The 19,899-nt window shown below is 67.8% G+C and carries 23 protein-coding genes and 1 pseudogene; 14 read left to right on the top strand and 10 right to left on the bottom strand.

Features of this window, described 5'->3' with window-relative positions:
• Together KBZ15_RS01355 and KBZ15_RS01350 are read left to right on the top strand one after the other, a co-directional pair.
• A partial coding sequence (locus KBZ15_RS01355; RefSeq protein ID WP_255012794.1) for a PIN domain-containing protein occupies positions 1-291 on the top strand: 291 nt, incomplete at its 5' end.
• Positions 292-309: 18 nt separating this feature from the next.
• Positions 310-1,212 (top strand): nitrilase-related carbon-nitrogen hydrolase, encoded by a 903-nt coding sequence (locus KBZ15_RS01350; protein ID WP_255012793.1) that lies wholly within the window; start codon positions 310-312, stop codon positions 1,210-1,212.
• Here KBZ15_RS01350 and KBZ15_RS01345 read toward each other — a convergent pair.
• A complete protein-coding gene (locus tag KBZ15_RS01345; protein ID WP_255012791.1) occupies positions 1,185-1,415 on the bottom strand; it encodes a DUF3136 domain-containing protein in 231 nt (76 codons plus the stop codon). The genes KBZ15_RS01350 and KBZ15_RS01345 overlap by 28 nt on opposite strands.
• Positions 1,416-1,749: 334 nt before the next feature.
• Between KBZ15_RS01345 and KBZ15_RS01340 the strand changes: the two genes are divergently transcribed.
• From KBZ15_RS01340 to KBZ15_RS01330, 3 genes are all read left to right on the top strand, one after another.
• Positions 1,750-2,814: a DUF4912 domain-containing protein gene (locus KBZ15_RS01340; RefSeq protein WP_255012789.1), complete on the top strand. Its 1,065-nt coding sequence runs from the start codon at positions 1,750-1,752 to the stop codon at positions 2,812-2,814.
• Positions 2,815-2,911: 97 nt separating this feature from the next.
• Entirely contained in the window at positions 2,912-3,082 is a 171-nt protein-coding gene (locus KBZ15_RS01335) for a hypothetical protein (protein WP_255012787.1), read from the top strand.
• Between the two features lie 101 nt (positions 3,083-3,183).
• A complete protein-coding gene (locus KBZ15_RS01330) occupies positions 3,184-3,420 on the top strand; it encodes a Nif11-like leader peptide family natural product precursor (RefSeq protein ID WP_255012785.1) in 237 nt (78 codons plus the stop codon).
• Between the two features lie 84 nt (positions 3,421-3,504).
• Here the strand turns inward: KBZ15_RS01330 and KBZ15_RS01325 are convergent, their stop codons facing one another.
• Positions 3,505-3,858, bottom strand: coding sequence for a hypothetical protein (locus KBZ15_RS01325; RefSeq protein ID WP_255012783.1), 354 nt, complete (start codon positions 3,856-3,858; stop codon positions 3,505-3,507).
• 118 nt (positions 3,859-3,976) lie between these two features.
• On the opposite strand from KBZ15_RS01325, the gene KBZ15_RS01320 reads away from it, so the two are divergent.
• Complete coding sequence (locus KBZ15_RS01320) at positions 3,977-4,672, top strand: Coq4 family protein (RefSeq protein ID WP_255012781.1); 696 nt, start codon at positions 3,977-3,979, stop codon at positions 4,670-4,672.
• On the opposite strand, the gene KBZ15_RS01315 is transcribed toward KBZ15_RS01320, so the two are convergent.
• Positions 4,647-6,005 (bottom strand): cation:proton antiporter, encoded by a 1,359-nt coding sequence (locus tag KBZ15_RS01315; RefSeq protein WP_255012780.1) that lies wholly within the window; start codon positions 6,003-6,005, stop codon positions 4,647-4,649. The genes KBZ15_RS01320 and KBZ15_RS01315 overlap by 26 nt on opposite strands.
• Positions 6,006-6,090: 85 nt before the next feature.
• Here KBZ15_RS01315 and KBZ15_RS01310 point away from each other — a divergent pair, with 85 nt between their 5' ends.
• The 4 genes from KBZ15_RS01310 to KBZ15_RS01295 all read left to right on the top strand — a co-directional run bounded on the left by KBZ15_RS01310 (position 6,091) and on the right by KBZ15_RS01295 (position 8,125).
• The gene (locus KBZ15_RS01310; protein WP_255012778.1) at positions 6,091-6,342 is read left to right on the top strand and encodes a hypothetical protein; all 252 of its coding nucleotides are present in this window, start codon (positions 6,091-6,093) and stop codon (positions 6,340-6,342) included.
• Entirely contained in the window at positions 6,342-6,782 is a 441-nt protein-coding gene (locus KBZ15_RS01305) for a TA system VapC family ribonuclease toxin (protein WP_255012776.1), read from the top strand. Before KBZ15_RS01310 ends, KBZ15_RS01305 begins: the two co-directional genes overlap by 1 nt.
• A 104-nt stretch (positions 6,783-6,886) precedes the next feature.
• Positions 6,887-7,672, top strand: a complete 786-nt coding sequence (locus KBZ15_RS01300) for a hypothetical protein (RefSeq protein WP_255012774.1) — start codon at positions 6,887-6,889, stop codon at positions 7,670-7,672.
• A gap of 27 nt (positions 7,673-7,699) precedes the next feature.
• Entirely contained in the window at positions 7,700-8,125 is a 426-nt protein-coding gene (locus KBZ15_RS01295; RefSeq protein WP_255012773.1) for a hypothetical protein, read from the top strand.
• A gap of 16 nt (positions 8,126-8,141) precedes the next feature.
• Here the strand turns inward: KBZ15_RS01295 and KBZ15_RS01290 are convergent, their stop codons facing one another.
• The 4 genes and pseudogenes from KBZ15_RS01290 to KBZ15_RS01275 form a co-directional block, all read right to left on the bottom strand.
• Positions 8,142-9,356, bottom strand: a complete 1,215-nt coding sequence (locus KBZ15_RS01290; protein ID WP_255012772.1) for an alpha/beta hydrolase — start codon at positions 9,354-9,356, stop codon at positions 8,142-8,144.
• A 4-nt stretch (positions 9,357-9,360) separates the two neighbouring features.
• Positions 9,361-10,125 carry a MinD/ParA family protein gene (locus KBZ15_RS01285; RefSeq protein WP_255012770.1) on the bottom strand — a complete coding sequence of 255 codons (765 nt, stop codon included), beginning with the start codon at positions 10,123-10,125 and terminating at the stop codon, positions 9,361-9,363.
• A 523-nt stretch (positions 10,126-10,648) separates the two neighbouring features.
• A pseudogene (locus tag KBZ15_RS01280) lies at positions 10,649-11,476 on the bottom strand (cache domain-containing protein); the annotation flags it as partial.
• A gap of 533 nt (positions 11,477-12,009) precedes the next feature.
• Positions 12,010-13,224 carry an MFS transporter gene (locus KBZ15_RS01275; RefSeq protein WP_255012798.1) on the bottom strand — a complete coding sequence of 405 codons (1,215 nt, stop codon included), beginning with the start codon at positions 13,222-13,224 and terminating at the stop codon, positions 12,010-12,012.
• A 133-nt stretch (positions 13,225-13,357) separates the two neighbouring features.
• On the opposite strand from KBZ15_RS01275, the gene KBZ15_RS01270 reads away from it, so the two are divergent.
• Genes KBZ15_RS01270 through KBZ15_RS01260 form a run of 3 tightly spaced genes read left to right on the top strand, consistent with a single transcriptional unit; the run spans position 13,358 to position 15,263 of the window.
• Positions 13,358-13,924, top strand: a complete 567-nt coding sequence (locus KBZ15_RS01270) for a lectin-like protein (protein WP_255012768.1) — start codon at positions 13,358-13,360, stop codon at positions 13,922-13,924.
• Positions 13,921-14,697 (top strand): hypothetical protein, encoded by a 777-nt coding sequence (locus tag KBZ15_RS01265; protein WP_255012767.1) that lies wholly within the window; start codon positions 13,921-13,923, stop codon positions 14,695-14,697. The genes KBZ15_RS01270 and KBZ15_RS01265 overlap by 4 nt, the downstream gene beginning before the upstream one ends.
• A gap of 53 nt (positions 14,698-14,750) precedes the next feature.
• The gene (locus tag KBZ15_RS01260; RefSeq protein WP_255012766.1) at positions 14,751-15,263 is read left to right on the top strand and encodes a hemagglutinin; all 513 of its coding nucleotides are present in this window, start codon (positions 14,751-14,753) and stop codon (positions 15,261-15,263) included.
• Positions 15,264-15,327: 64 nt separating this feature from the next.
• On the opposite strand, the gene KBZ15_RS01255 is transcribed toward KBZ15_RS01260, so the two are convergent.
• A complete protein-coding gene (locus tag KBZ15_RS01255; protein WP_255012765.1) occupies positions 15,328-15,612 on the bottom strand; it encodes a hypothetical protein in 285 nt (94 codons plus the stop codon).
• 52 nt (positions 15,613-15,664) lie between these two features.
• Positions 15,665-16,789, bottom strand: coding sequence for an efflux RND transporter periplasmic adaptor subunit (locus tag KBZ15_RS01250; RefSeq protein ID WP_255012764.1), 1,125 nt, complete (start codon positions 16,787-16,789; stop codon positions 15,665-15,667).
• A gap of 69 nt (positions 16,790-16,858) precedes the next feature.
• Here KBZ15_RS01250 and KBZ15_RS01245 point away from each other — a divergent pair, with 69 nt between their 5' ends.
• On the top strand, positions 16,859-19,138 hold the full coding sequence (locus tag KBZ15_RS01245) for an AAA family ATPase (protein ID WP_255012762.1): 2,280 nt from the start codon (positions 16,859-16,861) through the stop codon (positions 19,136-19,138).
• Positions 19,139-19,153: 15 nt separating this feature from the next.
• On the opposite strand, the gene KBZ15_RS01240 is transcribed toward KBZ15_RS01245, so the two are convergent.
• Positions 19,154-19,873 (bottom strand): alpha/beta hydrolase, encoded by a 720-nt coding sequence (locus KBZ15_RS01240; RefSeq protein WP_255012760.1) that lies wholly within the window; start codon positions 19,871-19,873, stop codon positions 19,154-19,156.
• Positions 19,874-19,899: the final 26 nt, after the last annotated feature.

Here is a 19,899-nt window from a genome sequence, read left to right as displayed (position 1 = left end):
CAACAGCCCCAGAGCGCCATCAGCGTGATTACTTGGATCGAGGTGCTTGTGGGCAGCCGGGATGGGGAAGCCGAGCAGCTCGAACCCTGGCTGGAGAGCTTTCCTCGCATCGCGCTCGATCAGGCGATTGCCCGGGAAACGGTGCAGCTGCGCCAGCGGCACGGGCTCAAAGTGCCCGACGCGATCATCCTGGCTACGGCCACCTGCCATCGCCTCACCCTTGCCACCCGCAACAGCCGCGATTTCCCCTTGAGCCTCGGCGGCGTGGTGCACTCGAACCCGCCGCAGTGATCTGGGGGCGTTTCGGCCTTGACGTGCCGGCCAACCTGGGCCTCACGTCGACCACCTACCTCCACCCCTTCGCCGCTGGAGGCAACAGCACCGGAGGCGTGCATGGCCGAGGGACAACCATCGCCCGGCACCTTGCTGCCGCTGGCCCTGGTGCAGCTGCAGCCCGGAGCAGACCCCGCCACCAACCGGCGCGCCGCCGAAGCCTGGCTGGAGCGCGCGCTTCAGCCTCCGGCCGGAACCCCCAACCCGAAGCTGCTGATGCTGCCGGAGATCTGGAATGCCCCTATGCGGCTGCCCGCTTCGCTGGCGATGGTGGCGCGGTTGGCGATGCGCCATGGCGTGAGTGTGATCGCCGGCTCGATTCCCGAGAGCGGTTCCGACGGGCGGCTCCACAACACCGCCACCGTGATCGATCCCGACGGCCGTCTGCTTGCCAAACACCGCAAAGTGCATCTCTTCGATGTGGATGTGCCCGGCGGCATTCGCTTCCGCGAATCCGACAGCCTCACGGGCGGCAACCGGCTGACAGTGCTTGACGGGGCCGGTGACCCGCTGGCCACCGGGCTGGCCCAGCCGCCGAATCTGGGTCTGCTGATCTGTTACAACATCTGCTTTGGGGCTGGCCCTACTGATGCAGCAGCAGCTGGGCGCCGCCGTGATCGCCTGCCCCGCCGCCTTCAACACCACCACCGGAGGTGGCCCTGGCCCGCCAGGCAATCCCCACCAGCCAGCAGCGCCGCCCCGATCTTTACCGGCTCACGGCCCGTGGGCGCCGCTTCTGAACGCTTGAACCGGCCTGCTCTGTGGGGCATTTGGCCAGGAGTGCGGACCGGGGAGTTCCAGGTTCGTCTGGTTCCGCCGGGCTGCACCCCCCGCGGCCTGGGCTATCAGTTTCAGCGACTGCCGGCGGCTGTGAGCTGATCACGTTTGAGGTGCAGATAGAGCTGCTCCGGCTCGCGGTACTGGCGCGGCAGGCAGTGGTTGAGGATCTCCAACTTCTGCCAGCAGACCGTGCGGCGGGCCTTGTTGATCGTGACGCCATCGCGCACCAGGATGCGCATCGCCTTGCAATAGAGGGGGTTCTGGGCTTCCAGTTCCCCAAGACTCAAACCATCGCAAGCCATCCCATCCCCGGGAAGGGTGCAGTTCCATCCAAAGCCTCGCGAGCCTGCATCGAAGGCCGCCCTTACAGGCGTTCACAGATCGGCGGCCAGCGGGCGCGTGCAGCTGGTTGTGTTGCTTGCGTCCACTGACCAATTGTCACGCTTTCCTGGTTAAGGCGTCTGACAGGGAGGCCAGCCCTCGCGGCACCAGATGCCTCGAAATGGCTGCTACAGCAACGAATTGGCCAGCATTACCGGCAGCTGGACCAATCCTAGCGGGATCCCCATCTGCTGACAGAGCGGGCCCTGGCAGGGGTAATCCTGCGATTCTTAAGGAATGTGAAGCAGCGGCGTCATGACCTCTCCGTCCTCCAATCCTTCCCTGTTCACCAAGACGGTGGCCCAGCTGCGTGAACTGGCCCGCAGCCTCGGCGTTCGGAGCTCCACCCGCCTCGCCAAGAAGGAGCTGGTGGAGGCACTTGCCCAGGCCCAACAGGAAGCGAGCGCCCACAACGAACCGGCCAAGACCAGCAGCGCAGTGTCTGTCTCAGCGGCCCCGAGCCAGGTGACCTTCCTGCCCCGCGACCCCCAGTGGGCCTACGTGTTCTGGAGCATCAGCACCGCTGACCGCAAGCGTGCCGCCGCCGCCGGCGGCCAGCAGCTCTGCCTGCGGGTGGCCGATGTCACCGGCCTGCCCCTGGGTGCCAGCCACCCCCACGCCCTGCAGGAGCTGGTGGTGCCAGCCAACGCCACGGAGTGGTACTTGCCGGTACCGCTCAGCGATCGCGACTACCGCGTTGAGCTCGGCTACCGCCTCAGCGGCGGCGGCTGGCTGGCGCTGGCGGTGTCGTCGGTGGCGCGGGTGCCGGCAGAGGGGCCTAGTCCGGTGGTGGCGGATCTGTTTGTGCCGTTCTCGCTGGAGGGTCCGATCGGAGTGGCCAGCCAGCCCGTGGGCGGCAGTGGCGGGGTGGAGCACGAAAGGCTGTACCAGCTCGCCAGCGCCGGCAGTGCCCGCAGTCGCCGCATCGGTTCGGAGGTGCTGCATGAGCAGGACTTCAATCAAGATCAGGGCGATCTGCTCAACGCCTCGGGCGCTGGTGTGTGGGCCAGCGGCCGCAGCGAATCGGGCAGCGGCCTGCAGCGCCAGCGCTCCTTCTGGCTGGTGGCCGATGCCGAGCTGATCGTCTACGGCGCCACCGAACCGAGCGCCAGCCTGTTCATCGGCGAGGAGCAGATCGCCCTTGAGGCCGATGGCACCTTCCGGGTGCACGTGCCCTTCCGCGATGGGCAGCAGCTCTATCCGATCCGCGCCGTCGCCGCCGATGGCGAACAGGAACGCGCGATCCGGATGGAGTTCCAGCGCCGTACTCCCGAGGCGCGGGTGAACAGCCGGGAAGGGGCCCAGCTGGCCTGGTTCTGAATATCAACCCAGGGCGGTGATTGCCCCCGTTTGGGGGCATCGCCCATGGTCCAGAAGGAAGAGACTGGGTCCAACAACAAATCGGAGGTCCGCCATGATGGACTTCAACGACTGCCTGGGCCGCACCTGCCTGAAATGGAGCGCTGACGGCGAACTTACCTCTGTGGACCTGCTCCTGGTGCTGGACCGCCTGGCCCAGGTGGACCAAGAGGTGACGGACCTGCGCACCGACAGCCTCGATCGCCAGCCATGTGCCTCGATCAGCTGAAGGCCTTCCTCCGGCAGATGGAGAATATTCCAGGTGAATACAACTGAGCCCGATCCAGTCCGCCATTCCTAGACTAAATATCACTCCGAGAAGGGGGTTCCATGGCCACCACTAATCTGCCGGCCTCCCAGGCCGAAAATTCTTCTGCTGCAGCCCTGCACCAGCTCAAGGAGTTGCTGGAGCGCGATTCCGCCTTTGCCCAGGCTCTGGGCGCCACCGCCTCCACCGAGGCTGCGGCCAAGCTGGCCTCTGAGCACGGCATCGTTGTGACCCCAGAGGCGCTCTGGCGTCATCGCGGCACCCTGGTCAGCGGCGGCCTGCCCACCTGGCGGGGCTGAGGCAACCCGTCGCCCCCAGCCGCTCCGATGGCTGAGCATGAGCGCCTAGGCGATGAGAGCGGCGCTCAGCGAGGCCAGGAGAGCTCAGTGTTCAACCAGCTGCAGCGCACGCGGCAATGGGAAGCCGATCGCACCCACCTGCTTAGGCCAGCGGCGTTTCACGCCTGGGCGGCCCCAGGTTGGGCAGTAACTCAGTAGAGCGCCTGCTCGGCGTAGGTCTCGATCGTGCTGTCCGAGGCGGCGGTAATGCCCCCGCTTTGGCTGGTGAATCAGCTGCCGATCAGGGCGCACCCCCTCCCTGTCGCCGCAACGCCAGCCACTGATCAGGCCACCGAGCTCGGGCACGCCCCGCAGCCGGTCTCCGCTGGTGGGATCGCTGAACTCCCAATGGGGATAGCGAAGGTCGCGCTGACCAAGGGGCAAGGTGGTCAGTGCCAATCGGAGTCGAGCCCACTTGGGCCACCAGCCATCGCCTGGATCGAAATGCCCTTTCGCCCCTTTTCGGCGCCCCAGCCACTCGCCTCGGAGGGCATCGCCTTCCGCTGCCTCCCCTGCCATGCGTTCCTCCCTCCGCCGCCAGCTGCTGCACCTCGCCACCGATCTCTCGGCCCTGGCGGCCCACCCCGATGACCTGGGCCACGGCTTCGATCTACTCACCCGCAGCTATGCCACGCCGGTGGCGGAGGCCGCCCGCGCCGCCCTGCGCCGCAACCCGGCGATCGCACCGCTGATCCGCGAGCGCTACTGGGGGCGCTGGCCCAGCCAGGCGGAGCTGCTGGGGCTGCCTGAGGAAAGCCTCGGCCACGCCTACGCCAGCTGGTTCGCCGGTGCCGGCAGCCAGCCACTGCCCGATCCGTTGCTGCAGGCCGGCAGCGATGGCGACGACACCTGGCTGCACCAGCGCGTGCGCCACACCCACGACCTCTGGCATGTGGTGTGCGGCTGCCCGCCCACAGCGGCAGGGGAAGCGGCGATGAGCGCCGTCAACGTGATGCAGCTGCGCTGGCCCGGCAGCGCCATGCTGCTGGGGGCCGATCTACTGAACCGCTGCCTGGAAGGTCCGGCCGCCAGCGAAGTGGACGTGGGGCAGGCGACGGCCTACGGCCTGGAGCTGGGCCGAGTGAGTGCACCGCTGCTGGCCCAGCGCTGGGAGCAGGGCTGGGATCGCCCCCTGGCCGAGTGGCGCGAGCAGCTGGGCATCACCGGCCTGGTGGTCAACTCGCCGTTCAAGGCGGAGACGCCTCGGGGCTGAACGGCAGCAGACGGCGCATCAACAGGGGCTGCAGCAACAGATCCGCCAGCACCACCACGAACAGCAATGCCAGCAGCTGCGCTCCCAGGGGTTCCGCCAGCGCCGGCGCGACGCCGCGCAGATGCGGCAGTTCCTCCGTCATCGACACCGCCAGCGCCAGGGGCACCGCCGCCCGCAGACCGCAACCGGCAACGACCAGGCGATCCCTCCAGGAAAAAGGGGGCGCCGGCATCACTGCCCACACCGCCAGCAGCCGCGCCAGGGGGAGCACCATCGCCAGCGCGAGCCCGAGCGGCAGCACCGTGAGCAGCGCGGCGGGCTTCACCAGCAGACCGAGCAAAAGCAGCACCGTGATTTCGGCGGCGGTGTTCAGCGGATGCATCACCCGGCCCAGGGCCTGCTGCTCAAAGCGACCGATCCGGTAGCGGCCATTGGAGAGCAACACCCCGGCAACGAACACCGCCAGCAGCCCACCACCCCCCAGCAGCTGGCCGAAGCCGAAGGCCACAAAGGCCAGCGCCACCGCCACCAGCAGCAACATGGGCTCGGAGCGCACCAGGGCATCGATCAGGCGCGGCGCCACGACGCCCACGACCAGCCCGGCCAGCAGGCCGGCCAGAAGATGCAACCCCAGAGCTCCCAGGTGCTCTGGCAGGCGACTGGCCAACAGCCCATGCAGGGCCTGATGGTCGCCATGGGGCTGGGCCTGCAGCAGACCGGCCACCAACCCGAAGACCAGCAAGGTGACCACCGTGCTCACCGCCACCTCGAACTGCAGCAGATGGCTCAGGCGGCCGCGGATGGAATGGCCCAGCGCCCCCAGCAGGTCCTCGATGGCGCCGCTGTCGGTGGCCCCCAGGCAGCACACCGCCAGCACCGCGGCGGCCGGCGGCACACCACCTGGAACCAGAGGCGCCAGCAACAGGAGCGCCAGAGCCGCGACCGCCACGGTGATCAACACACCACCACAGCCCAGCCGCAGGCCTGCCGCGGTCATGCCACGGATGCGGCGCAGGTCGGTCTTGAGACCGGCGTAGAAGATCAGCAGAGCCAGGCTCACCCGGTGCAGGGTTTCCACCTGCAGCGGGCCGAGGGGCTGGGCCTGGGTCAACCACTCCGTGGGAATCACCAGGCCCAGCAGCAGCACGGCGGCCGCCCCTGGCAACCGCCACTTTGCTGCCAGGCGATCCACGGCCAGGGCAGCCAGGTAGATCAGCCCAAGGCCAAGAAAGAAACCGCGTGGCAGCAGCGTGCCCTGTAGGTGGGCATGGGGCAGGGGCAAGGAGATCAGAGGAGCAATCAGCACCTGAACCTGCAGCACCAGCGGGGCCATCTTCGCCCCGGGATCGGCCGAGCAGCGCAAGCAGCGCCCCCTTTGATGCAGTGATGTGTTGATGCTGTGATGTAACCTGTCCGCTATGCGCACCACGCTCGACATCGAAGACGATGTGCTGGCAGCCGCCCGGGAGCTGGCACGCCGCCAGGGCACCACGGCGGGCCAGGTGGTGTCGCGCCTGTTGCGAGCTGCGCTCAGCGGCGCACCCTCCACGGGCCCGGCTGCGGCCGGGGCACCACCCAGCGTGGCTGGATTTCGCCCCTTCCAGGCCCGGGCTGAGGTGGTGGTGACCAATGAGCAGATCGATCAGCTGCGGGATGAGGCCGGCCTCTGATGGGCCGGGCCCTGCTCGACATCAACGTGCTGATCGCTCTGCTGGATCAGGGCCATCTGCTGCATCGGCCCGCCACCCGCTGGCTGGAGCAGCAACTCGAGCACGGCTGGGCCACCTGCCCGATCACCGAGAACGGCGTGGTGCGGATCATGGCCCAACCGGCTTACCCCAATGCACAGCCAGCTGCCCTGGTGGCCGCACGCCTAGCGGAAGCCTGCAGCCATGCCAGCCATGCGTTCTGGCCGGAGCCGATCAGCCTGCTGCAGGAGGGGTTGATCCGCTGGGAGCGGCTGCTGGGCCCGCGCCAGATCACCGATGCCTATCTACTGGCCCTGGCCGCCAGCCAGGGCGGCCGCTTCGCCAGCTTCGATCAGCGCATCACTCTTGAAGTGGTGCCCAGCGCCGAGGCCCACCATCTCTGCCTGATTCCGTGCAACTGAACAGGCCCTCTCAAACGGATGAGCCGTGAACGGATGACCAGTGGCCCCAGCCTGGCCACCATGGGCGCTGGTGCGGTTGAGGCCGGATCCATCAGCCCCGAACGATGCTGTATTTCTTCCCGAACTTCGGCCTTGGGCCGGTCATCCTTGCGCTGATCGTCAGCGCGGCCCTCGGGCTTGCCGCCTACCTGATTGTTTTCAAGACCAGACTGTTCGACCACCTGATCAACAAGCCCTTGGTGGGGCCCTACGTGGGTGTCCCCATTACGGTCCTGGCCTTGCTGCTGGCCTTCATGGCGTCGTCCGTGTGGCAAAACACATCGGCAGCGGCAGCCGCCCTGCAGAACGAAGCGACAGCCCTGAGCAGGCTTGGGATCATCGCGGCGACATCCCCCGCACTCGCGAGCGAGCTGAAGGGCGAACTCTCGTCATACATCCAGCTGGTTGAGCAGGGCGAATGGGGCAGGGAGTACAACATGCGGCGCGTTCCAGAGATCGATCAAACCCTTTCCAACCTCTACAGGCGCGCCTGGACGATCGACGCTGGCGCCTGCACCGTGCGGGAGCCCGGATCCCTCTGCACCACCAAAGCCATGGCGGCGGAGATCCTCACCGAAATCAAGCAGCTCGAAGCAGCCCGGGAGCAACGCCTCTCGATCGGAAGCCAATCGAATCTGGGCTATGCGAGAAAGTGGGCTTTCATCTATCTGCTGACGCTGGTTTCCAACGTCACACTTGGCGCCGTGCATCGTGCCAATCGCCACACGGCGATCACGGCCATCGTGCTCTGGTGCCTATGCACAGCCCTGGTCTTTTCCATGATCAAGCTGCATATCCACCCCTACAAAGGATTCAACCCACTCACGCCTGATTTCACCAGCCTGGGCTGATCCTGCCGACCCATGCACCGCCAACCCATGCCCGCCCGACTGCCCCATCACCTCCGGATCGCCCGGCTCCCCCTAATCGCGTTGCTGCTGGCCGGCGCCAGCGCCGCATCGGCCACCCCCCTGCCCTGCAGCAACGCCACCCTCAAGGGCACCTATCTCTACAACGAAAGTGGCGTGCTCAACGGCAAGCCCTACGCCGAGAGCGGCCGCGAGGTGTACGACGGCCAGGGCGGCATCGTGCTGAGCTATCGCGGCTCCGATGGCTCCGGCGGGGTGGAGAAGGCCACCTACCGGGTCAGCGCCGACTGCATCGGCACGGCCACCTACCCCGACGGCCAGAAGGCCACCAGCTTCATCAGCCCGGATGGCAGCCGCTTCGTCTACACGATCACGGCAGCGCCGGGCAGCCAGCCCACCGCCCTCTCCGGCTCGGAGGTGCGGGTGGCGCCCTGAGGCCTCAGGCTGGCAATCAGGCCGATGCGGCGGCTGTTTCGCGCAGCAATCGCCCAATCTCCTCCTGCTCCTGGTGGGCTGCAGCGATCGCCTGTCCAAACAGCACGAAATCGTGGAACACGCCGGCCACCGGTCGCTGCCACACGGTGCCGCCCTCCTGCTCCAACCGCTGGCCCAGGAGCAGCGCCTCATCGCGCAGGATGTCGTGCATGGCACTGATCACCAGGGTCGGCGGCAGACCCCGCAGGTCGCCGCGGAGGGGTGCGGCGCGCCAGTCGTCGGGATCCGGCGCGTAGTGGCCGTAGTACCAGCGCATGTCGGCGGCACTCAGGAAGGGAGCATCCGCCAGTTCGCGCCAGGAGGGGCAGGCCATGGAGGGATCCACCGTCGGGCAGATCAAAACCAGCAGCAGCGGCAGCGGCCATCCGGCGGCGCGCGCCTGCAGAGCACTCACCAGGGCCAGGTTGCCGCCGGCCGAGTCGCCCATCAGGGCCAGCCGCTCCGGGTTGACGCCCAGCTTGGCGCCGTGCTCATGCAGCCAGTGCAGGGCTGTGGCCATGTCGTCCGGCGCCGCCGGCCAGGGATGTTCGGGGGCCAGGCGGTAGTCCACGCTCAGAAATGCCCAGCCGGAGCCCTGGCAGAGGGTGCGGCAGAGGCTGTCGTGGGTATCGACACTGCCGGTGACCCAGCCACCGCCGTGGGCGAACAGCACCACCGGCAGCGGTTCTCCCGTTGCGGAGGGGGGAAGGTAGAGGCGAGCCCGCAGGCCACCCGTGAGGGTCAGTTCGCGGGAGAGCAGGGTCTCTCGCGGCCGCAGCACCGCCGCCGGACCCTCCTCCGGCTCCAGTTTGCGCAGCAGATCTGGATGCTTGAGCGTGCGGCGCCGCAGGCTGAGCCGGGTGCTCCAGGTGACCGTTCCTTTCTGCCGCTCTGCGCGGAGCACGGTGCCCGAGGCGAGCATCTGCTCCAGATGCTGCTCCACCTCCTCCAGACTGAAACCGCAGGCTGACGCCAGCTCGCTGGCGCTGAGACCCCGCTGGCGCAGCAGCTGCCGCAACAGCCGCATCTCCCCCTGGCGGCGATCGAGATCGAACAGCTTCATGCCCTGGCGCCTGGCCGCCTCTGGGCTGAGCTCATGCACCGCCCGCACGCCGGCACGCTCCAGCCGCACCAGCATCTGCTGGCAGTCAGCCGTCAGCAACGGGTCGCAGGCATGGGGGGCTGCGCTCACGTTCTCAGGGGCCCGCGAGAACGCGGTGGGCCAGCTGACGCACCCGCTCGCTCCAGGGGTGCTCGGGCTGGGCCAGAACGAAGGGGCGGCTCGAGGCGTTCATGGCGATGCCCTCATCCATCGGCAGGCAGGCCCCGAGCGGCACGCGATAGGTCGATTCCACCTGCTGGCGCACGGCCTCACCATCCATCTGCGACGGCAACTTGTTGAGAATCAACAGCATGTCGGGCACCTCCAGAAGGCGGGCGATCTCCACGGTGACGGCCGTGCCCTGGAAGTCCTGCTGATCGGGACGCAGCACCAGCAGCAGCACGTCGGAGAGGGTGAGCGAGAGCAGCGTTTCCTCGTTGAGCCCGGGATGGGTGTCGATGATCAGCACATCGAGCTCCAGGTCATCAAGCAGGCTCTGGAAGCCCTGCTGCAGCAGGCCCACGTCGTAGCCCTCCCGCAGCACGCGGGTGATCTCACTGGCCTTGATGCTGGCCGGCACCAGCAGCAGCGCCCCGCCCTCCGGCAGGGCACCGATCCGTTCGGACACATCCACGGCCACCTCGGCGATGCCGCATTCCCCGTGGAGAAACTGGTTGATCGAGCGGTGGAGGTCTTCCGCCCCGAAGCCAAACGGCACATGCAGCCCGGGCGACTGAATATCGGTGTCGACGATCGCCACCCGCTTTCCCTGCTGGGCCAACACCACGGCGAGGCTGGCCGTGGTGTTGCTCTTGCCGGTGCCGCCCCGGAACGAGTGCACGGAAACGATCAAGCTCATGGTCTCGGCGCGTCCGGGGGGCGTTGCGGTCGATCGGTGGGGCTGGGGCGACGGCGTCGAGGCGGGGGCGCTGACGCTGGGCACGGAGCTGGGCAGCCGCGGCCTTCATGGCTCCGAAGAACTCGCTGTCCACGATGACAGCAACATCCCGATCCCGCTGTTTCTGATCGACTTTGATATGCAAGGCCGCCACCTGGGCCCGCAAGCTGGCCTGCCGCTTGAGGCTCTCCCGCGCGGCCTGCAGCAGCTGCCGGCCCAGCACCCCGAGATCGTCCTTGCGGCGGATCACGGCGCTGAGCTGCTCCTCCTCCACAGGCTGGTCGGTTTCCAGCTGGGCAGCGGCCTGGGTGAGGCTGCGCAGGGGGCGGGAGATTCTCCGACTGGCCACCACGGCCCCCCCGGTGGCGAGCAGCCCCAGCAGCGAGGTGAGCAGCATCACCCGCTGTTGCACGGCCCGGATCGCCTGGCGCTGCTCCTGCTGCGACTCCATCACCACCGCCTTGGCGCCATAGGCGTCCAGCGGCTGCCAGGCGGCCACCACCTCCTGCCCATCGATCGCCCCGGCACCGACGCCGGCCTCGGTCGAAGCCAGCAAGGGCTGCAGCGAAGCGGAAACCGGGTGATAGGTGAGCAGGCGCCGGAAGCGTTGGCCCTGGTCGATCCCGTCGTTACGGCTGATGCGCCGGCGGCGGGCCTCCGCCTGCCCATCGTCAGGGCCAAGAATCCCCATGGCCAGGCGGGAATCATTGGAGGAAGCGATCACCCCATCGTGTTCCAGCACCAGGGCGGTGAGGCCGGTTTTCAGATCGAGGGCCTTGGATTCAGCCAGGGAGTAGGTGCCCACCACCGCCACACCAACCACCGTGCGGCCCTCACGGATCGGGCGGGCGATCGACACCGTCGCCCGCGGATTGGTGGTGCTCACGGGGTAGTAGATGCCACTCATGTAGGCCTCCTGCCGGAGCCCTTGCTGCACATAGGTGCGGAAGCTGTAGTCGTGGCCGATCAACTTGCGATCGGAGGAGGCGAAGCAGCGGCCAGTCCGATCGATTAGGTAGATGAAAGCGGCATCCGCGTGGCTGGCCTGCAGGCGATCCAGCAAGCCCAGCACCTCCAGCTCCAGCCGCTGGCGCTCCCCGGCAGAGGCCCCCGCCATGCGGATCACCGCCGGGTTGCTGGCGAGGTAAAGCATGAGCTTGCCGTACTCGCTGAGGTTCTCGTCCAGCCGTCCGGCCACCGTGGCGGCGATCCCCTGCAGCTGTTTTTTGAGGGCCTGCTCGGCCTGCCCCTCGGCCAGCCAGGCCCCCACGTTGCCCACGAGCAGGGCCGGCACCAGCGAGAACAGGAGCATCACACCGCCGAGCTTCACCCCCACGGGCCAGGCCGCCGGCGTCTGGAGCTGGAAGGTGGGCCGCCACGGGATCCACCGCCGGGTTCGGGGAGCGGCCAACCGCTGCAGGGCAGCGGCCTCGTTCGGTTGCAAGCCAACGCGCTGTTGCAGCTGCGCCAGCACCTCCTCGCGCAGGAGCGGCTCGCTGGGGAGCAGATCCAGCCAGCGCTCGGCACCCTGAAGCAGGTCGCCGGCCTGGATGGCCTTCCTGGGGGCTGCGGCGCGGCGGCGCACCCCGGCGAGCTGGCGGGCCAGCGGGTCATCGGGCTCCGCCGCTGGCAACTGGGGAGCCTGCAGGCGCTCCAGGATGCGCTGCACGAGCAAGCGGGCCCTCCGCTGCCGCGACAGGGCGCCGGAGCTGATCTCGTCGCGGCTGATCGGCTTGGGCTGGGTCGGGCTGGAGTCCATGGGGCCCAACCGGGACTGGCATGAAAAATCTAGGTGGACCCAACGGGGCGCACCCAGACGGGATGGGCCAGCAGCACCCTGAAGCCTCAGCCCTGCCAGTCCAGCAGCAGATGGCGCTCCAGCTGGCGGTAGGCCAGCAGGGTGGGCACGGCCCAGATCAGGCCATACAGCGCCGGCCCCTGCGGTAGGGCCAGGCTCACCTCCAGCCAGGTGGCGATCAGGGGCAGGGTGCCGCCGAGCACCGCCGTCACCAGGCTGTAGGACAGGGAGAAGGCACTGCAGCGCTGGGCCGCCGGAAACAGACCGGGCAACAGCGAGGGGTAGACACCCAGGTAGAGCATCAGCGGCACGAGCACGATCAACTGGCCCACCGCAAAGGCCAGCGGTGGGCCCGCCGCGATCAGCAGCATCCCCGGCAGCACGCCCACGGCCAGCAGCAGGCTGAGGCGCCGCGCCAGCGCCACCGGCGCGCCGCGATCCGCCAGATGGCCGCCCAGCAGGATCAAGCCCACCCCGATCGCCTGGTTGAGGGTGGTGATCGCATTGAAGCTGGCGGCCAACGCCGGCAGCCGCGTCGACGCCTCCTGCACGGCAAACACCGTGGCCGCGTAGAAGCTCACCGCAGAGAGCGCCACCGCCGCCATCAGCCGCCCCATCGCCGGCCACTGGCCACGCAGCTCAGCCAGGTGGGCCGCCAGGCCGATTGGCGCCTGACCCGGCCGTGTTTCCTCAAGGTGGGTGCGCAGGCTCAGGGCCCAGATCCCCAGCGCGGCGCCCAGCACGAACGGAACACGCCAGCCCCACTGCTGCACGGCCGGCGGATCGAGCCAGAGATGGATCAGCGCCGCCGCCAACGATCCCCCCACAAAACCCAGCACGGCCCCTGCGCTGGCAAAGCTGGCGGTGAGGCCGCGCCGCTGGCGTGGAGCCGTCTCCACCAGGGCCACCACCGAGCCGGTGAACTCACCGCCCACCGAGAGGCCCTGCAGCAGGCGCAGCAGCACCAGCAGCACGGCGGAGCTGGGGCCCCACTGGCTGGCGGGCGGGAGCAGGGCAATGCCCAGGCTGCAGGCCGCCATCACCGCCACGCTCACCAGCAGCAGCGCGCGCCGCCCCACCAGATCGCCGATCGGCCCCAACAGCAACCCACCCACCGGCCGCATCAGATAGCCCACCGCAAACACCGCGAAGGCACTCAGCAGCTGCAGCGACGGCCCATCCTCCGGGAAGGAGGCCCCGCCGAGCTCCTTGGCGAAGTAGCCATCGACGGCGAAGTCAAACCACCCCACCGTGTTGACAATCGCTCCGACCGTTGCCGATCGCTTAGGCCAGAGTGCTGCGCGGGATCAGGGCAGCTATAGCATCCAGTTCCGCGCGGCTGACAGGGCGATTCAGGCTTGCTAAGCAGTCGGCAGATCCACGGCGGAAGGAACGATGCGTTCGATGGTGGCGACACTCACGCTCCTGGGGGCAACGGCCCTGCTGGCCGCCCCGGCCCAGGCGGAGCCGGTGCGCTGGAGTGGCAATGGCCACTTCTATGAGGTGGCGGTGGTGCCCGAGGGCATCACCTGGGTGGAGGCCAAGGCGGCCGCCAGCGCCCGCGGGGGGTATCTGGCCACGCTCACTTCGGCCGAAGAAAACCTGTTCGTCTGGTCGTTGATCTCCAATCAACCCCGCGTCTGGACCACCAGCCTCCGCCAAGGACAGACCGACGCCGTCGGCCCCTGGATCGGCCTGGTGCAGATTCGCCACCAGGCGCAGGAACCCAAGGGCGGCTGGCAGTGGATCAGCGGTGAGCCCCTGGCCTATGCCAACTGGGCAGCGGGCAAACCCAACAACCTCGAGCAGATCGAAGATTACGGCCACCTCTTCCGCGTGGCCGGCTCCAAGGCCCCAGCCACCTGGAACGATCTACCCAACGATCCCACCCAACTGAGCTTGGTGCGCGCCCAGCGACCGGTGGCTTACATCATCGAATTCGATCGGCAGCCTGCGCCATGACAGCCCTACCAACGCTGACCGTTCGAGCCATGCCGCACCGGTTGCGGCATCTGCCCCTCCTGCTCCTGCTTGCAGCCCCAGCCCCTGGGGCCTTGCAGGCCGCAGAACCGCCAGCCCATCGCACGCTCGCCGCCGAACAGCAGCAGCAACGCCAGCGCTACTCAGGCGTCTGGGCCCTGGTGGACAACGCCAACAACCTCTTCAACGTGCGCCTCAGCGCCGATGGCCAGGCCATCAGCACCACGGGCACCGAGGGGGTACCCGTGGGCGGCAGCAGCCACCTCGGTGCCAACCAGCTCTACGAGCAGGGGCGCTGGACCCCCTGGGGCAACGGGGTGCGCATCGACTACAGCGATGGCTGGAGCGATGCGATCCTCACCGGCCCGGCTGGCCCGGAGCAGTGGTCGTGGGCGCCGGGGGCGAGCCGCCTCGACCCTCCCAGCAACGTCGGCAAGGCGGTGCAGCTGAGGGGAGCCGTGGCCGCCGCGGTGGGGGTCTACCGGATCCAGCCAGCCCAGGCGGATCAGCCGGTCACCACCGTGAGCCTGATGTCGAACGGCCTGGCCTTCAACGCCATTGATGCGCTGGCTGGGGGCACCTGGCGGCTGGACAACGGCGAGGTGGAGATCACCTGGAGCTCGGGCTGGCTCACCCGTTTCACGCCGAAGGAGCAGGGGCCGCTGCAGGTGCGGATCTGGGAACCGGCCCGGCGCCACCCTTCGCCTCCCACGGCGATCAGGCCCGGCCAGCGTTTGCAAGCACCCACGCCCTGAGGGGGGCAGCAGCCAGCACCATTGCTAGAGAAGGCGTAGCCAGGAGTGGCTCGATGCGCCTCCAATTCATTCCGATCCACCTGTTTCGCGAAACGCCGCAGGTGTGCTTCTTCGATGCCAGCGTGCCGCACAGCAACGGCACCGATGTGGTGGTGCACCACGGGCCTGCCATCTCACCGCCAGATCACGACGGGGCGGAGCAGTACTACGTGCATCAACACCAGGTGGATCACAACCTAGTGCTGCAAGGCCAGCGCACCTTCATCCTGCTCAACCCGGCCTGGGATCAGCCCCACCACGTGATCGCGCTGGAACGGGCCATGGGGGCACTTGAAATTCCGGTGGGCACGTACCACCGCTCGATTTCAGGCGAGGAAGGCAGTCTCGTGCTCAACCAATCGATCCGTGATCCGGCCTTCAGCTACGCCACCGAGTTCATCCCCGTGTGCCTGGCCGACCGACCCGATCTGCAGACGGCTCGCGCTGTGGAGCCCTGGCGCTGGAGCTGGCATCACGGCCACATCCGCCGCCAACACGGTGACGTCGAGGATTGGCCCGTCAGATGAGCTGGAAACATGCGAAATGGGTGCTACTGGCCGGAGCAGCAGCGGCCGGAATCCTCTTAAGCAGCTATCCAACGACACCCCAGCTCTCGCGCTGCCCTGAGATCGGCAGCCTCCCGGGCATCGTGCTGGGAATGTTCATGGCCACAACGATCATCCATACATTGATGACGTCCATACAGGCCACGTCGGTGGTGGAACTGAGCTGACTGATTACCTGGATCGAGGGGCTGAAACTGGCCTCGCCGATGGTTTCGGTCTGGACTGCCAAGGGCTGCCTGGCCTGGGGCTTGCTGCCACAGGCAACAAGTAGCAGGGCCACAAACGAGAGCGCCGGGACCGCGCGAAACACAACGCAAGAGCAGTAGCCAGCAAATTAGCGGAACAGCAGGAATGTGCCCTGTTCAGGAACCGTTTGATCCAGGGTTGGCCGCAAGACGCACCGGTGCCCCGTGGCGCAGGTTGAGCAGGCCCGCGGTGATCACCCGATCTCCCGGCTGCACACCGCGCCGTACCGGGTAGAGAGTGCCCTGCAGCTCGCCCAGTTGCACCGGAGTCTGCAGGGCGAAAAGGGAACCGGGCGGCTGTTTGCGCAACTCGGCCAAGGGGGCCTTGCCCGGCTGCCGTTCCAGCTGGGCAAGGCTGCCCACCACATAGACAAACGACTGGCCCGCCAGCTGGGTCACCGCCGCAAAGGGCACCGCCAGCTGCTCACGCTGGTCCAGCACCAGGCGGGTGCGACTGCGCTGGCCGTTGCGCAGACGGCCCTGGGGATTGGCGAAGGCCGCTTTAACCAGCAGGGTCTGGGTTGGGGCGCTCACGCCTGGATCTACCGAGCTCACCTGCCCCTGGGCCAGCGGCTCGGAGCGGGCGGGATCGAGCAGCAGCACCCGCTGCCCCAACCTCACCCGGTCGGCATAGGCGGCGGGGACATCAATGCGGGCCAGCAGGCGGTCGTTGCTGATCAGACGGGTAAGCACCGCCGCTGGCTGAATCACATCTCCCTGCTTGACCCGCAGATCGGCCACGGTGCCGGCGATCGGAGCCCTTAGATCCTTGAAGGCCAGGTCGGCTTCCCGGGCCACCAGGGCTTCGCGGGCGGCGATGTAAGCCTGGCGGAATTCATCCCTCTGCAGCGCGCTGGCGGCCCCCTGGCGAGCCAGCTCCTGGTAGCGCTGGTAATTGAGCTGGTTGGTCTGCATCTGGGCGCGCAGGCTGGCCACCTCCGCCCGCAGCTGGGCCTGGTCGAGCACCAGCAGCAACTGGCCCGGCCGCACCGTGTCGCCCTGGCGCACCAGCAGCCGCTGGATCCGCCCGCCGGCCTGGGCCGCCAGGTTGACTTCGGCCGCAGCCTCAAGGGTGCTCAGCGTGTCGAAACTGGCCTGGAAGGAAGCGGTCCCAATCCGCTCACTCTGGACCTGGGGCAACCGCTTTGCCGCCCCATCCTGGGACCGGCAACCCCCCACCAGGACAGCCGCCAAGCCAGCCCACAGGGGCAGAGAGCGGGCGATGGCGCAGATAGATCCCATCGGCGGAGCGTATCGCCAGCGGGCCGATGATGGCTGCCGACGGGAGTGCCCCCCATCCCTGGAGCGCCTTTGAGCGACCTGTTCAGCCATCAACGCGAGATCACCCTGGCCAGGGTGGCGCCCCTGGCCGATCGCTTGCGGCCGCGGACCCTCGACGACTTTGTGGGCCAGGAGACAATCCTGGGGCCGGGCCGGTTGCTGCGCCGGGCCATCGCCGCCGACCGGGTCGGCAACCTGATCCTGCACGGCCCGCCGGGGGTAGGCAAAACCACCCTGGCCCGGATCATCGCCGGCAGCACCCGGGCCCATTTCAGCAGCCTCAATGCCGTGCTCGCCGGCGTCAAGGATCTGCGAATTGAGGTGGATGGGGCCAAGGAGCGCCTGGCCCGCAACGGCCTGCGCACCACCCTGTTCATTGATGAGGTGCACCGCTTCAACAGCGCCCAGCAGGATGCCCTGCTGCCCTGGGTGGAAAACGGCACGCTCACCTTGATTGGCGCCACCACCGAAAACCCCTACTTCGAGGTCAACAAGGCCCTGGTCAGCCGCTCCCGGCTGTTTCGCCTGCAACCCCTGGAAGCCCCCCACCTGCACCAGCTGCTGGGGCGGGCCCTGCGCGATCCGGAGGTGGGCTACGGCGACCGCACCATCGTCGTCACCCCTGAGGCCGCCGACCACCTGGTGGATGTGGCCGGCGGCGATGCCCGCAGCCTGCTCAATGCCCTGGAGCTGGCGGTGGAGACAACCCCGGCCCAGGCCGACGGCCGGATCGTCATCGACCTGACCATCGCCGAGGAGTCAATCCAGCAGCGGGCGGTGCTCTACGACAAGCAGGGGGATGCCCACTTCGACACGATCAGTGCCTTCATCAAGTCGCTGCGGGGCTCCGATCCGGATGCGGCCCTCTTCTGGCTGGCCCGCATGGTGGAGGCCGGCGAAAACCCCCGCTTTATCTTCCGCCGCATGCTGATCGCCGCCGGCGAAGACATCGGCCTGGCCGATCCCCAGGCGGTGGTGGTGGTGGAAGCCTGTGCGGCGGCCTTTGAAAGGGTGGGCCTGCCGGAGGGCCTCTACCCCCTCGCCCAGGCGGCGCTCTACCTGGCGGGGGCCGAGAAGAGCAACAGCGTGCTGGGCTTCTTTGATGCCCTCAAGAGCGTGCGCGAAACCAGCCGCCAACAGGTTCCATCCCACCTGCGCGATGCCCACCGCGATGGCCAGGCCTTTGGCGATGGGGTGGGTTATCGCTATCCCCATGCCTATGCCGAGCACTGGGTCGCCCAGAACTACCTACCCAACGCGCTGCAAGGGGAGGTGTTCTGGCAACCCGGCAACCTGGGTTGGGAAGGCCAGAGGCGGGAGCGGTTGCAACAGCGGCGGGCCGCCCAGCTGGCCGCCGCGGCCGAACTGGCCGCCGACCAGGGCGACGTGCTGAGCAGCGGCCCCGATGATCCCCAGTTGGAGCGCTGGCTCCAGCGCCAGGCCGCCGCTGAAGGGGAAAGGCTCGACACCCTTAGAAGTCGATTCTGGGAAGGGGTGAGCTGGCAGCGCACCGACAGGGTGCTGGTGCTTGAGGCCCGCTCCTTGCTCTGGGCCCTCGACCCCCTGGCCGCCACCCCTGAGGGCGGCGTGGTGATCACCGTGGCTCAAGATTGCGACCGGGAGCGGTTGGCGGCCCAGCTACAGATTCTCGACAGCCTCAGCAAGCCCCAGCTGCTGGTGGTGCCCCAGACCTGTCCGGAGGCGCTTGGAACCCAACTGGAAGCCCAAAGCGGCGATCGTTTCGACTGGGTGGTGGCTCGCCAAGCCTGGCAAGGCCTCAGTGCCGCCCAGGTGGAGCACTGGATTGGGGTGGTTGGGGCCAGGCTGGCCCCCTCAGGCCAATGGCGGCTGTTGTTCAGCAGCCCCCAACTGGGGCCTGCCGCAGGGCTGCTGGCCCTGCTGGGCTCCCCCCAGGGCCCCTTGGGAACCCTGCTGGATGAACTCGTCACCCTGGAACGGCAGCAGGTGGAGCTTCTCGAGGGCAGTGGGCAAGCGGCCCAGCGCGCCCTGAACGACCGGGGCTGGGATGGGCATTCTCAGCGCTGGCAGGAAACCCTCCAGCTGGAGCTCTCCGCCGCCCTGCTCGAGCGTTGGCTCGCCCCTGGCAGCGCCTACCTAGACCAGATAGCCGCCCTGCGCGGCGGCCCCTTGGGCGCCGAGGCACTGCAAATTTTGCGGGAAGGATTCAGCGCCTGCCTTGGCCAATTCCTGCCCCAGAAGCTGGAGCACACCCTGCTGATCGCCCGGCGGAAAGCGGGCACCAAAGCCAAACCGGCATCAAAAAAGCCCCGGCCAGGCCGGGGCAGCTAGGGATAGGCGATCGGCTCACCAGAGGCCGCGAATGGCATCGGGCTGGTACTGCTGGGCCGGAGCCGGAGTTATGCGCACCTCAGCCACTGGATCGGCCATCTGGTTGGCCTGGAGGCAGGCTGGCAGGAACACATACCAGGAGAGCAGGGAGGTGCACTGGGCGTCGCCCTGACAACGGCCCTCGGCACAGACGTTCTGGGCACCGGTGTAGGTGTTGCAGAAGTCAGCCAGGCGCATGTCGGTCGGCAGGGCATTCATGATCCCTGCCGAGGAGATCTGACCATCGCGGGCATCGGCCATGATTGCCGAACGCAGGGCCTGCACCGCATAGGTGTTCATGCTCCAGTAGGGGAAGTAGCTGGAGGTCTGGTTCTTGAGGAACTTGACGCCGGCATCCGAGTAGAGGAAGCGGGAGACGCCAACGAAGTCGACGTTGTAGGTCTTGTTCATGCCTTCACGCACCTCGGCGGCGGTCCAGCCGGAGCGGTTCAGGCCCCCTTCCAGGCCCCGATCGGTGACTTCACCAGACTGCAGGAATGTATTGAAGGCATCCTGGTTGGTGGACCACACGGCGCCGCCGGTGTTCCAACGAACGGGGAGATTGTTGTCGACTGCGGCGGACGCTGGCAGAGCCACCGCCGAGAGGGCCGTACCCACAAACAGGCCGGCCAGCAAACGCTTGATCACGGGAGCATCGAATCGGTTCACTAAAAAGCTAGCTATCAACTGGCTCATTTCCCCGGGAAAGCAAGTAGCTGGAG

This window comes from Cyanobium sp. BA20m-p-22 (assembly GCF_024346275.1).
GTDB lineage: Bacteria > Cyanobacteriota > Cyanobacteriia > PCC-6307 > Cyanobiaceae > Cyanobium_A.
Note: the sequence above shows the minus strand (reverse complement) of the source record. Positions and strands in the feature narration are given on the sequence as shown.

Bases quoted from the DNA above. Each gene is read 5' to 3' on its own strand.
- KBZ15_RS01345 (WP_255012791.1), bottom strand. From the start codon at position 1,415: ATGGCTTGCGATGGTTTGAGTCTTGGGGAACTGGAAGCCCAGAACCCC.
- KBZ15_RS01340 (WP_255012789.1), top strand. From the start codon at position 1,750: ATGACCTCTCCGTCCTCCAATCCTTCCCTGTTCACCAAGACGGTGGCC.
- KBZ15_RS01335 (WP_255012787.1), top strand. From the start codon at position 2,912: ATGGACTTCAACGACTGCCTGGGCCGCACCTGCCTGAAATGGAGCGCT.
- KBZ15_RS01330 (WP_255012785.1), top strand. From the start codon at position 3,184: ATGGCCACCACTAATCTGCCGGCCTCCCAGGCCGAAAATTCTTCTGCT.
- KBZ15_RS01320 (WP_255012781.1), top strand. From the start codon at position 3,977: ATGCGTTCCTCCCTCCGCCGCCAGCTGCTGCACCTCGCCACCGATCTC.
- KBZ15_RS01315 (WP_255012780.1), bottom strand. From the start codon at position 6,005: ATGGCCCCGCTGGTGCTGCAGGTTCAGGTGCTGATTGCTCCTCTGATC.
- KBZ15_RS01310 (WP_255012778.1), top strand. From the start codon at position 6,091: ATGCGCACCACGCTCGACATCGAAGACGATGTGCTGGCAGCCGCCCGG.
- KBZ15_RS01305 (WP_255012776.1), top strand. From the start codon at position 6,342: ATGGGCCGGGCCCTGCTCGACATCAACGTGCTGATCGCTCTGCTGGAT.
- KBZ15_RS01300 (WP_255012774.1), top strand. From the start codon at position 6,887: ATGCTGTATTTCTTCCCGAACTTCGGCCTTGGGCCGGTCATCCTTGCG.
- KBZ15_RS01295 (WP_255012773.1), top strand. From the start codon at position 7,700: ATGCCCGCCCGACTGCCCCATCACCTCCGGATCGCCCGGCTCCCCCTA.
- KBZ15_RS01285 (WP_255012770.1), bottom strand. From the start codon at position 10,125: ATGAGCTTGATCGTTTCCGTGCACTCGTTCCGGGGCGGCACCGGCAAG.
- KBZ15_RS01270 (WP_255012768.1), top strand. From the start codon at position 13,358: ATGCGTTCGATGGTGGCGACACTCACGCTCCTGGGGGCAACGGCCCTG.
- KBZ15_RS01265 (WP_255012767.1), top strand. From the start codon at position 13,921: ATGACAGCCCTACCAACGCTGACCGTTCGAGCCATGCCGCACCGGTTG.
- KBZ15_RS01260 (WP_255012766.1), top strand. From the start codon at position 14,751: ATGCGCCTCCAATTCATTCCGATCCACCTGTTTCGCGAAACGCCGCAG.
- KBZ15_RS01250 (WP_255012764.1), bottom strand. From the start codon at position 16,789: ATGGGATCTATCTGCGCCATCGCCCGCTCTCTGCCCCTGTGGGCTGGC.
- KBZ15_RS01240 (WP_255012760.1), bottom strand. From the start codon at position 19,873: ATGAGCCAGTTGATAGCTAGCTTTTTAGTGAACCGATTCGATGCTCCC.